Below are 12,179 nucleotides of genomic sequence, written 5' to 3' on the forward strand. Positions count from 1 at the left end.
AAATGCGCCAACCCCTGATGGATTGGCGACTCCGCCAGGTTCATCGATTGGCGAGGTAGTGTTCGAGGGCCAGCAGCGAGTCCGGGCAGTAGGGTCTGCGTCGTGTGTCGAGCTGCGCATCTTCGAGCGTCATGAAGCGCGCCTCGAGCACTTCTTCGGGCTGCAGGATCAACGGCGCATCGGACACCGCCGAGAACACCGCGCACCAGATGCGATTCTCCGGCTGATCGAAAAAGAACCGGCCGTGAGCACGTAGCACGGCATCGCGGATGCCCAGTTCTTCGGCCAGCTCGCGTTTGGCGGACTGCCCATACGTTTCACCGGCCGCCACCATGCCGCCTGCGGCGATATCCCAGTAACCGGGATACACCGCCTTGCTCAGGGTGCGCCGATGCACGCACAACTCACCGGCAGCATTGAACAGCAGGATAAAGGTGCCGCGACCGATCAGGCCGCGACTGCGCAGTTCGGCACGGGGCAAGGCGCCCAGCACGGTGTCGTGCTCGTCGACCCAGGCGATCAGCTCGGCATCCGAGGCGGCGCGGTGCGCCACCTCGGCTTCGGCAACGGCCATCGATCAACCCTGGGAGAGCAGCTGGCGCAGGTCGATCACCGCGGCATTGGCCCGCGAAATGTAGTTGGCCATGACCAGCGAGTGATTGGCGAGGATGCCGTAGCCGCTGCCATTGAGCACCATCGGGCTCCACAGGGTGGCCTGGGCGGCCTCCAGCTCGCGGATGATCTGGCGCACGCTGACGGTGGCGTTCTTCTTGGCCAGCACGTCGGCGAAGTCCACCTCGATGGCGCGCAGCAGGTGCGACAGCGCCCAGGCCTGACCGCGCGCCTCGTAGAACACGTTGTCGATCTGCAGCCACGGGGTTTCGTAGGTGCGCTCGGTCACTTCCGGCACCTGGCCTTCGGCCAGCTCGGTGGTCTCGGTCACCTCGGTGTTCAGGCGTACCTGGCCGACGCTGGCCGACAGGCGCTGGGACAGCGAGCCCAGGCGGGTGGCGACATCGCCAAACCAGTTATTGAGGTTATCAGCACGTGTATAGAAGCGTGCACCGCCCTGCCCCGACTCGGACAGGCGAGCGAGATAGCGATCCAGGGAGTTGATGCCTTCGCGGTACTCGGACTCGGCGGCCGGCAGCGCCCAACTGCGATGATCGAAGTTGAAGCGCGGCTCGGCGCGGGCCAGGTCGCCATCCTCGGTGGATTGCGATTGCGAGCGGGCGAAGTCCTTGCGCAGCGCACGGGAGAAGTCGCGCACCTGCACCAGCACGCCGTATTCCCAGCTTGGCATGTTGTCGAGCCACAGGCCCGGCGGCGCCAGGTCGTTGGAAAGAAAGCCACCCGGCTTGTCGAGCAGGGTACTGGCCACCTGCTTGAGGGTTTCCACCGTGGTGTAACCATTCACCACCTGGCGTTGGCTGCTGTCAGCCGCCGCCTGCACGCGCTGCTGCACCGGGAACATGTCCGGTTCCTGGCTCCAGTACCAGCCAATGATCAGCGCCACCAGCAGGTAGACACCCAGCAAGGCGGCAAGCAGGCCGCCAAGCCGGCCGCCGACACGGCGGCGGGATCCGGTGCTGGCACCGTCATCGGCATGGGCAGTGCCGGTGGTGCGGTTCTTCCAATCGAGCATGGCGATTATCCTTTGATCAGCGACGTACAGGGCTTCGACCACAGGCCCATGGCAGGGTTGCGCTAATACTTGCCGGCCATGGCCTGGGTACAGGCTAGGCTGCCACTATAAGGGAAGGCTGTCTCGCCGCGCAGCGCGGCAAGCTGTTCACGACGTAACAGATGGCAACGCGCTCGGCTAGCGGCCAGCTGCCATTACCAAGGTCAAGGGTGCGGGATGATTCACAGCATTGGCTTTACAGGAATGGCAAAATGCGGGCCCAGTGATAGCATGACGCCATCAACTGGTGGCGATCAGGCCACCGTACTCAGATTGACAGGCTATGAACGAGCAAGAAGACCCCAGCCGCGACCGACTTAAACAGCACTTCGCCCAGCGTGTTATCCATCAGGCTCGCCACGTCCTGGAAGTCTGGCAGCGCCTGCAGCGTGGTGAGTGGAACGAGATCGGCATGCATGAACTGCAGGAGGCCGCGCAGCTGCTGCAGCGCTATGCCGAGCGTTTCGAGCAGGTCGAACACCGTGAGCTGGGCAAGCGCATCGTCGCCTGCCTGAATGTCGTCGACGCCAACCGCGGGCGCCTCAACAGCGAAGTGATCAGCGAGCTCAACCAACTGGTGCAACGCCTGTCGCGCACCGGCCTGCGCCATGGCGATCGCTTCGAGCACACCAGCCTGCCGCCGTTGCGCAAACCGGTGTACCTGGCGTTGCAGCACCTCGAGCGCGCCGAGCGTCTGGCCCAGCAGCTGGACTTCTTTGGCATGAACGCCAAGCCGCTGGACACCGCCAACGCCTTTCGCGCCGCGATGCTCGAACGTCATCCGGCAGCCATCGTCATGGAGATCGATTTCGCCGGCACGGGCAATGGCCTGCAGCTGGCCCAGGCAGCCCAGGAAGGTCTGCAGGAGAAGATCCCGGTACTGTTCTACAGCCATGAGGACACCGACACGCCGACCCGCCTGGCCGCCGTGCGTGCGGGCGGGCGCGAGTTCTTCACCGGCTCGCTGGATGCCTCCAGCCTGCTGGAACGCATCGAGGTGCTGACCCACGTGGCCCAGTACGAGCCCTACCGCGTGCTGATCGTCGATGATTCCCGCGCCCAGGCGACCCACACCGAGCGCGTGCTCAACAGCGCCGGCATCGTCACCCGCACGCTCACCGAACCGATCCAGGCGATGGACGAGCTGGCCGAATTCCAGCCCGACCTGATCATCCTCGACATGTACATGCCGGCCTGCAACGGCACCGAGCTGGCTCAGGTGATCCGTCACAACGAACGCTACGTCAGCGTGCCGATCATCTACCTGTCGGCCGAGGACGACCTCGACAAGCAGCTCGACGCGATGAGTGAGGGCGGCGACGACTTCCTCACCAAGCCGATCAAGCCGCGGCACCTGATCGCCACCGTGCGCAACCGTGCCGACCGCGCGCGCAGCCTCAAGGCGCGCATGGTACGTGACAGCCTTACCGGGCTGTTCAACCACACCCATACCCTGCAGCTGCTCGAGGACGCCCGCTTCCGCGCCCAGCGCGACGAGCAACCGCTGAGCTTCGCGATGATCGATATCGATTACTTCAAGAAGGTCAACGACAACTACGGCCACCCCATGGGCGATCGGGTGATCAAGAGCCTGGCGCTGTTCCTCAAGCAGCGCCTGCGCAAGAGCGACTGCATCGGTCGTTATGGCGGCGAGGAGTTCGCCGTGGTGATGCCCAACACCGATGCGCAGACCGCCAGCAGGGTGCTGGATGAAGTACGCAAGCGCTTCGCCGAGATCAATTACCCCGCCCACCCGCACGACCTGAGCTGCACCTTCAGCTGCGGTATTGCCGAGCTGGTCGGTGATCTGGACAGCAAGCACCTGTCGCAGCGCGCCGACGAGGCCCTGTATCGCGCCAAGAACGGTGGCCGCAATCGCGTCGAAATCTACGGGTAAGGGGTGCCGGAGGCTGGCGACCGCATGTCGATCGCCTGGCGTCATCAACGCGTCGCAGCCGGCCGCGTAACCACACTGTCATAAAGGCGCCATAACGTACCGACCAAGCCGCACTGCATGGCGCAGTGCCAGCACCGATCGGACGTCAAGCGTGCCCCATGCGCCTCAAATCGCTCACCAATCTCAACACCCTTATGCTGGTCGGCATCGGCATTGCCCTGGCCTGTACCCTCTGGTGGTCGCAGCGGGCACTGGAGCGCCCCTACGTGCTGATGGAGCAGTACCTGGAGCTCTCGCAGCAATTCCAGCGCGAGGCAGCCGGCAACATCATCGGCTATCTGGAAAGCGGCGATGCCTTGCGGCACAGCGCCGCCATCCAGAACCTGGACGCGTTGCAGGCCAATGTCGCTGAACTGCCTGCCACACTCACCGGCGACCTGGGCAGCAGCCTGGGCGAGCTGAAGGCCTTCGCCGCCGAGCAATTGCTCGCCGCTGGCAAATTGTCCGCGGACCCACAGGGGCTGCTGATCCAGGCAGAGCGCGAGATGGCCGACGCCTTGGCGGGGCTCGCTCGCTACGCCGACGAGGGCCAGGGCGATGCCGCCGATGCCTATCGCTCGCCACTGTTCAACGCCTCGCAGCAGCTGGCGCGCCTGGCCCTGGCGCGCGCCAAGCTGGTCAGCAGCGGGCGCAGCGAACTGGCCGCGGATGTGGAGCGCGAGGTACAGGCCTTGCAGACGCAAGCCAGGCAGATCGACGAGTTGCCCCTGCTCGGGTTGACGGAACAGGCGGTTTCGGGCGGCGACGCCTTCGCGTCCCTGCTGGGCCTGGACAGCGACAACCAGGAGAGCGAGGCGCAGGATCGCGGCATCGCCCTGAAACGCGAGCTGGACAGCCTGCTGGGGCGCTACCCAGGCGAGCTGGCGCGCACCCAGGCGCTGATCGAAGAGCGTAGCCAGCTCGCCACCACCACCCGCACGCGCCTGGATGCCGTGCAGCAAGCTTTCACCGCCCTGGAGCCCCTGGTGCGCGGCGAGCATGGCCGCATCCAGGGCGAAGTGCGCCTGATCCTCGGCATCATGGTGGCGCTGATCCTGCTCACCGCGCTGATCATCGACACCCTGCAGCGTCGCCTCAGCCGTCTGCTCGAACATATGGTGCCGGCGCTCTCGGCCTGGGCGGCGGGCGACTTCGCCGGCGAGATCCGCCTGGCCACCAACACCCGTGAACTGCGTGATATCGAGGAATCGCTCAACCGCCTGCGCCGCTATCTGGTCGAGCTGGTGGGCACCATTCACCAGCACGCCGCCCAGGTGTCGGCGTCCAGCCATACCCTGGCCGAGCTGAGCAGCGGCCTGCACGACGGTGCTGAACGCCAGGCCAGCGACACGGCGCAGATTCGCGATGCACTGGGCGAACTGGAGGCCACCATCCTGCAGGTGGCCGACGATGCCAGCCAGACGGCAACCGCCGGTCGCAACGCCGACCGCGCCCTCGCCCAGGGCCAGCAGGTGATCGGCAACAGCCTGGCCGGCCTGCATGCGCTGGTCGAGGAAGTGCAGGACAACGCCCAGTCCATCGAACGCCTGGCCGCGGAAACCGCCACCATCGGCAGCGTGCTGACGGTGATTCGCGGGGTAGCCGAGCAGACCAACCTGCTGGCTCTCAACGCCGCCATCGAGGCCGCCCGTGCCGGCGCAGCGGGCCGTGGTTTCGCCGTGGTGGCAGACGAAGTCCGCTCGCTGTCGCTGCGCACCAGTTCGGCCACGGCACAGATCCAGGAGGTGATCGGCCGTTTGCAGCAGGCGGCCAACGGCTCGGTACAGGCGATGCGCAGCCAGGTCGAACACGCCGAGGCGACCGCCGAACAGGCGCGCACCGCCGATGGCGCGCTGGACGAGATTGTCGCCGCCATCGGTACCATTACCAGCATGGCCGCACGGATTGCCGAGGCCACCGCCTACCAGGGCGGCGCCGTCGCCGAGACTCGCGATCACTGCGAGCGGATTCATCAACTGGGTGGTGACAACCTGCAGCGTATCGGCCAGGGCCGCGCGCAGAGCGTCGAGCTGCAAGCGCTGAGCGGCCAGCTGGATCAGGCCGTGCAGGCGTTTCGGGTGTAAGGCCGCTTGTAGGATAGATGCACCTACCCTCCCTGGAAACAGCAAGGTCAGGCGCCGCGAACCACGAGCTAATGGAAGCGGGCCACGCCCGCGAATCACGAGCATGGCCGGTTCCCCCAAGGTATGCCGCCCTGCCATGGAGTTGGCCACGCCGTTGTAGGAGCGCGCCATGCGCGCGAATCGCAGCATCTGCGCATGACGCGATTGAAGGCAGCCACCCCGCGCGGCCTTGTGTCGCAGCATCCGCTCCCGAGGCGCGCACCATCCGCCGCCTGCAACGGCCACTTACTGCGCACCCCATGGCGCGGCGCGCCAGCTCCGCTATCATGGCGCGATCACTGCCTCACCGAGATGCCCATGCCACGTTTTATCTGCCTGCTGCTGTTGCTCGTCGTCCTGCCTGCCGGCGCCGGGGTGTTCGACAGCCGCCCGAATGCCGCGCCCCTGGGTCAGGCGCTGAACAACAGCGCCGACTTTCTGCCGGTCCACGAGGCGTTCAAACTCAGCCTGGTCAATAGCTCGCCGACCTCGGCCACCGTGCGCTTCGTCGCGGCCGAGGGCTATTACCTGTACCGCCACCAGTTCAAGTTCAAGGTCGAACCGGCAGCGCTGGCCGGCGCGCCCGTCGAGGTGCCCGAAGGCCTGCACAAGAACGACCAGTACTTTGGTGACGTGCAGGTGTTCTACGAAGTGCTGGACGTCGAAATCCCGCTGAACAACCCGGACAACCAGCCGCTCAACCTCGCCGTCACCTACCAGGGCTGCGCCGACAAGGGTCTGTGCTACCCGCCGGAAACCGAGACACTATCCGTAAACGGCGGCGTTGCCGCCCAGGCCGACGGCACCGCCGCGCCAGGCAATGGGAAAACCACCTGGAGTTGGACCGACCTGGCACTGATGTTCGCCGCCGGCCTTACCCTGACCTTCACTCCCTGCGTATTGCCCATGCTGCCGATCCTCTCCGGCGTGGTGCTGCGCGGCCGGCCAAGCAGGAGCCGTGGCCTGGTGCTGTCACTGGCCTACGTGCTGCCCATGGCCGCCTGCTATGCGGCGCTCGGTGCGCTGATGGGGCTGTTCGGCGCCAAGCTCAACCTGCAGGCCATGCTGCAATCGCCGTGGATCCTGGTGCCCTTCGCGCTGTTCTTCGCACTGTTCGCCGTGGCCATGTTCGGCGTCTTCGAGCTGCGCCTGCCGGCGTTCATTCGTGAGCGCCTGGATCGCAAGGCAGCGCAGACCCAGGGCGGCACCATCGCCGGCGCCGCGACCCTGGGCGTGCTGTCCAGCCTGATCGTCTCGCCGTGCATCACTGCGCCATTCACTGCGCTTCTTCTATATATCAGCAGCACCGGCGATGCCGCCGGCGGCGCCTTGCAACTGTTCGCCCTGGGCCTGGGCATGGGCACGCCACTGGTGATCTTCGCCGCTGGCGGCGGCGCCCTGCTGCCCAAGTCCGGCACCTGGATGGTTGCCGTGCGCAACGCCTTTGGCGTGATGCTGCTGGGCGTTTCGGTCTGGCTGCTCGAGCGGGTGCTGCCGGGGCAACTTTCTCTGGCGCTGTGGGGGCTGCTGGCTGCCGGCGTTGCGCTGTTTCTCGGTGCCCTGGAATTCACCGCTAAAGATGCTCGCGGCAAGCTCGCCCAACTGCTCGGCCTGGCGCTGCTGGTCTACGCCCTGGCCGCCTGGACGGGCGCCCTGAAAGGCAACGACGATCCCCTGCAGCCCCTTGCCGGCGGCGTCGCCAGCGCTCAGTCGAGCACCTCCGGTAGCTGGCAGACGGTCAGCACGCCCGCCGAGCTGGACGCCGCGCTGGCCCAGGCCAGGAGCAGCGGCCAGCCACTGCTGCTCGACTGGTACGCCGACTGGTGTATCAGCTGCAAGAAGATCGAACGCGAAGTGTTCAATTCCCCGCAGATCGGCCCGCAACTGGCCGACTATCACCTGCTGCGTTTCGACATGACCGACAGCACTGCCGCGCAACGCGCCGTGCTCGATCGTTATCAGTTGTTCGGCCCGCCGGCGATTCAGATGTTCGACGCCAGCGGCAAGGAAATGCAGGATCTGCGCGTAGTTGGCGAAATCGACGCGGCAGGCTTTGCCGAGCGCCTGAGTAGCGCACGAGAACGTTTCTAGGCAATTCGGTCACATATTCGGCCAACCCTGCACGGATCGTGCTGACTACTCCCAAAAACTGGACAGCCCTACGGCAATTCTGGCAGAGTCCGCGCAGCTAAAAAGAAGGAAGCCCGGATCATGTCGACGTTGCTGGTTTTGCACGGCCCCAATTTGAACCTGCTCGGTACCCGCGAGCCAGGTACCTACGGGGCCACCACGCTCGAACAGATCAACCTCGATCTTGAGCAGCGCGCCCGTGAAGCCGGCCATCACCTGCTGCACCTGCAGAGCAACGCCGAATACGAACTGATCGAGCGCATCCACGCCGCCCGGGGCGAAGGCGTCGACTTCATCATCATCAATCCGGCGGCCTTCACCCACACCAGCGTGGCATTACGTGACGCGTTGCTGGCGGTGAGCATCCCATTCATCGAAGTGCACCTGTCCAACGTGCACAAGCGTGAGCCTTTCCGGCACCACTCCTACTTCTCCGACGTGGCGGTAGGCGTGATCTGCGGGCTCGGCGCCACCGGCTACCGCCTGGCGCTCGAAGCGTCGCTGGAGCAACTGGCGAGCAAAAACACCTGATACCGGCGTCACGACAGATCGTCCGAATGCGCAGTAGCTTTCATACGATCTGTTCAAGCGGCGGTTCATCTACAACTTGAACGACCCTGACCAGACTGGGAGTTGAACACCTATGGATATTCGCAAAGTCAAAAAACTGATCGAGCTGCTGGAAGAGTCCGGCATCGACGAGCTGGAAATCAAAGAGGGCGAAGAGTCCGTACGCATCAGCCGCCATGGCAAGCAACCGGCCTACGCCCAACCGACCTACGCCCCGGCGCCTGCTCCGGTCGCTGCCGCCGCTGCTCCAGTAGCCGCTGCCGCTGACGCTGCGCCAGCCGCTGCCAAGCTGAACGGCACCGTGGTTCGCTCGCCGATGGTCGGTACCTTCTACCGCGCCGCTTCGCCGACCTCGGCCAACTTCGTTGAAGTCGGTTCGACCGTGAAGAAAGGCGACATCCTCTGCATCGTCGAAGCGATGAAGATGATGAACCACATCGAGGCCGAAACCAGCGGCACGATCGAATCCATCCTGGGCGAGAACGGCCAGCCGGTGGAATACGATCAACCGCTGTTCACCATCGTCTGATGCACGGGGAACCCGTAATGCAGAAGCTGGAAAAAGTTCTGATCGCCAACCGCGGCGAGATCGCCCTGCGCATCCTGCGTGCCTGCAAGGAATTGGGCATCAAGACCGTGGCCGTGCACTCCACTGCCGACCGCGAGCTGATGCACCTGGCCCTGGCTGACGAATCGGTGTGCATCGGCCCGGCGCCGGGCAACCTGTCGTACCTGAACATCCCGGCCATCATCAGCGCCGCGGAGCTCACAGGTGCCACTGCCATTCACCCTGGCTACGGCTTCCTCGCGGAAAACGCCGACTTCGCCGAACAGGTGGAAAACTCCGGGTTCGCCTTTATCGGCCCGAAAGCTGACACCATTCGCCTGATGGGCGACAAGGTGTCTGCCAAGGACGCCATGATCAAGGCCGGCGTACCGGTGGTTCCAGGCTCCGACGGCCCGCTGCCGGAAGACGAAGCCGAGGCCCTGCGCATCGCCCGTGAAGTCGGCTACCCGGTGATCATCAAGGCCGCCGGCGGCGGTGGTGGTCGCGGCATGCGCGTGGTGTGGAAGGAAGAAGACCTGATCAAGTCGGCCAAGCTGACCCGCACCGAAGCCGGTGCCGCGTTCGGCAACCCGATGGTCTACCTGGAGAAGTTCCTCGGCAACCCGCGCCACGTGGAAGTCCAGGTGCTGTCCGACGGCCAGGGCAACGCCATTCACCTGTACGATCGCGACTGCTCGCTGCAGCGCCGTCACCAGAAGGTGCTGGAAGAAGCCCCGGCGCCGCTGATCGACGAGAAGGCCCGCGCCGAAGTGCTCAAGCGCTGCGTCGATGCCTGCATCGAGATCGGCTACCGCGGCGCCGGCACCTTCGAGTTCCTCTATGAAGACGGTCGTTTCTACTTCATCGAGATGAACACCCGCGTCCAGGTCGAGCACCCGGTTACCGAAATGGTCACCGGCATCGACATCGTCAAGGAGATGCTCAGCATCGCCGCGGGCAACAAGCTGTCGTACAAGCAGGAAGACATCAAGCTGCTGGGCCACGCCCTGGAGTGCCGCATCAACGCCGAAGACCCGGACAACTTCATGCCCTGCCCCGGCAAGGTGAAGCACTTCCACGCGCCGGGCGGTTTCGGTGTGCGCGTCGACTCGCACCTGTACAGCGGCTACTCGGTGCCGCCGAACTATGACTCGCTGATCGGCAAGCTGATCACCTACGGCGTGACCCGCGACGAGGCCCTGGCCCGCATGCGCAACGCACTGGACGAGATCGTCGTCGACGGCATCAAGACCAACGTACCGCTGCATCGTGATCTGGTACGTGACAAAGGTTTCTGCGAGGGTGGGATCAACATCCACTACCTGGAAAAGAAACTGGGTATGGACAAGCACTAAGCGCGTCCAGCACCACCAGAAGGGGAGCGGCGAAGGCCGCTCCCCTTTTGCATTCAAAGCCTGTAATGGAGGCGATATGAACGGATCTTCCCAGGACAACGAGAGCAGTCTGACGCCAGAGGCGCGCAAGCAGGCGTCCATCGCTCGCCTCACCGCGGCCGGCATTCCCTATATCGAGCACCTGCCGTGCATCGAGAGTGCCAGCGAGGTGCGCGTGCGCAGCGCCGAGGACATCGCCCGGCGCGCCATCGCCTGCCTGATCGCCATCCAGGCGGCCTGCGACCGTCAGGCCGGCCAGTACACGCCGGACACCGCCCGCTGGTGCCAGGAGCTGCTGGAGCAGTATGGCATCGCGCAGCTGACGCACAACGAAGTGCGCATCCTCGGCAACGAGGGTGGTGAGCAGGATGTGGTCAATATGGTCTGGAAGTACGAGGCGTACTGGGTACTGCTGTGGGCCCTGGGCGTGGTGGAGGAACTGGACTTCCCCGACCATGCCATCGATTGCGACTTCGCCATCCAGGCCGTGGCCCAGCACCCGGACTTCGCCGCCTTCATGGCCACGACGAAACTGCGCGACATCGCCAGCATTCTCGATGAAGCCGACCTGATCTACCGCTACCACTGGGCCTGCGTGGATGCACGCCTGAAGCAGGCACCGATGCCGGCCGGCCTGAACCCCAGCGTAGTCATGGAGCGCCACGCCGCCTTAAACTGGCTTATCGACAACGATGGCCAGGATGACTGGGACAATCCCGACGTCAGCACCTGACACCAATGCCGGCGCTCGCGCCTACAGACCTTTGCCGCCGCGGGTGATTCGCTCGCGCCCCTCACCGGAGCCTCCCATGCCCTGGCTACAACTGCGCCTCGCCATCACCCCCGAGCAGGCGCCCACTTACGAAGACGCCCTGCTGGAAGTCGGCGCGGTGTCCGTCACCTTCATGGATGCCGAAGACCAGCCGATCTTCGAGCCCGACCTGGGCACCACGCCGCTGTGGAGCCACACCCACCTGCTCGCCCTGTTCGAGGCCGATACCGATGCCGATGCGCTGACTGCCCACCTGCAGCTGCTGACCGACGGCGCGCTGCCCGAGCACCATATCGAGCGCATCGAGGACCAGGACTGGGAGCGCAGCTGGATGGACGGCTTCGCACCGATGCGCTTTGGCCAGCGCCTGTGGATCGTGCCGAGCTGGCATGAAGCGCCGGAGCCGGATGCCGTCAACCTGCTGCTCGACCCGGGCCTGGCATTCGGCACCGGCACCCACCCGACCACCTCGCTGTGCCTGCAGTGGCTCGACGCTCAGCCGCTGGAAGGCTGCAGCGTGCTCGACTTCGGCTGCGGCTCGGGCATCCTGGCCATCGCCGCGCTGTTGCTTGGCGCGCCGCGCGCGGTCGGTACTGACATCGACCCGCAGGCCCTGGAAGCCTCGCGCGACAACGCCGGGCGCAACGGCATCGCCGAGGAACGCTTCCCGGTCTACCTGCCAGGCGACCTGCCCCAGGAGCCAGCCGACGTGGTCGTGGCCAACATCCTTGCCGGCCCGCTGGTCAGCCTGGCGCCGCAGATCACCGGACTGGTCAAGCGCGGCGGCCGCCTGGCCCTGTCGGGCATTCTTGCTGAACAAGCCGAAGAGGTGCGCGCCGCCTACGCCGCCCACTTCCAGCTCGACCCTACCGCCACCCTGGACGGCTGGGTGCGCATCAGCGGCGTTCGCCGCTAAGCGAGTGGCCGTGCCGTGGCCGCATCGGCGGGCCACGGCACTTAATGCAGCTTTTGCAATCTGTTGGGTTAGACTATCGCCCCCGTTTTTGCCGCCCTGCGGCCGTC

General features: G+C 65.3%; 10 protein-coding genes. 8 read left to right on the top strand and 2 right to left on the bottom strand.

What is annotated here, in order from left to right; all coding sequences use genetic code 11:
- Positions 1-40: 40 nt before the first annotated feature.
- On the bottom strand, positions 41-574 hold the full coding sequence (locus BM154_RS21190; protein WP_074889101.1) for an NUDIX hydrolase: 534 nt from the start codon (positions 572-574) through the stop codon (positions 41-43).
- Positions 575-577: 3 nt separating this feature from the next.
- Positions 578-1,645, bottom strand: coding sequence for a DUF2333 family protein (locus BM154_RS21195; RefSeq protein ID WP_074889104.1), 1,068 nt, complete (start codon positions 1,643-1,645; stop codon positions 578-580).
- Between the two features lie 322 nt (positions 1,646-1,967).
- Here BM154_RS21195 and BM154_RS21200 point away from each other — a divergent pair, with 322 nt between their 5' ends.
- From BM154_RS21200 to prmA, 8 genes are all read left to right on the top strand, one after another.
- A complete protein-coding gene (locus BM154_RS21200; RefSeq protein WP_074889107.1) occupies positions 1,968-3,581 on the top strand; it encodes a response regulator in 1,614 nt (537 codons plus the stop codon).
- Between the two features lie 158 nt (positions 3,582-3,739).
- Complete coding sequence (locus tag BM154_RS21205; protein WP_074889109.1) at positions 3,740-5,704, top strand: methyl-accepting chemotaxis protein; 1,965 nt, start codon at positions 3,740-3,742, stop codon at positions 5,702-5,704.
- A gap of 357 nt (positions 5,705-6,061) precedes the next feature.
- A complete protein-coding gene (locus BM154_RS21210; RefSeq protein WP_083414628.1) occupies positions 6,062-7,834 on the top strand; it encodes a protein-disulfide reductase DsbD in 1,773 nt (590 codons plus the stop codon).
- 120 nt (positions 7,835-7,954) lie between these two features.
- Positions 7,955-8,404, top strand: coding sequence for a type II 3-dehydroquinate dehydratase (gene aroQ, locus BM154_RS21215; RefSeq protein ID WP_027909693.1), 450 nt, complete (start codon positions 7,955-7,957; stop codon positions 8,402-8,404).
- A gap of 112 nt (positions 8,405-8,516) precedes the next feature.
- Positions 8,517-8,972, top strand: coding sequence for an acetyl-CoA carboxylase biotin carboxyl carrier protein (gene accB, locus BM154_RS21220; RefSeq protein ID WP_074889115.1), 456 nt, complete (start codon positions 8,517-8,519; stop codon positions 8,970-8,972).
- A gap of 17 nt (positions 8,973-8,989) precedes the next feature.
- The gene (accC, locus tag BM154_RS21225) at positions 8,990-10,345 is read left to right on the top strand and encodes an acetyl-CoA carboxylase biotin carboxylase subunit (RefSeq protein ID WP_074889119.1); all 1,356 of its coding nucleotides are present in this window, start codon (positions 8,990-8,992) and stop codon (positions 10,343-10,345) included.
- A gap of 76 nt (positions 10,346-10,421) precedes the next feature.
- On the top strand, positions 10,422-11,117 hold the full coding sequence (locus BM154_RS21230) for a DUF4272 domain-containing protein (protein ID WP_074889122.1): 696 nt from the start codon (positions 10,422-10,424) through the stop codon (positions 11,115-11,117).
- 76 nt (positions 11,118-11,193) lie between these two features.
- A complete protein-coding gene (gene prmA, locus BM154_RS21235) occupies positions 11,194-12,072 on the top strand; it encodes a 50S ribosomal protein L11 methyltransferase (RefSeq protein ID WP_074889125.1) in 879 nt (292 codons plus the stop codon).
- Positions 12,073-12,179 lie beyond the last annotated feature (107 nt).

Source organism: Phytopseudomonas argentinensis, assembly GCF_900113905.1.
GTDB lineage: Bacteria > Pseudomonadota > Gammaproteobacteria > Pseudomonadales > Pseudomonadaceae > Aquipseudomonas > Aquipseudomonas argentinensis.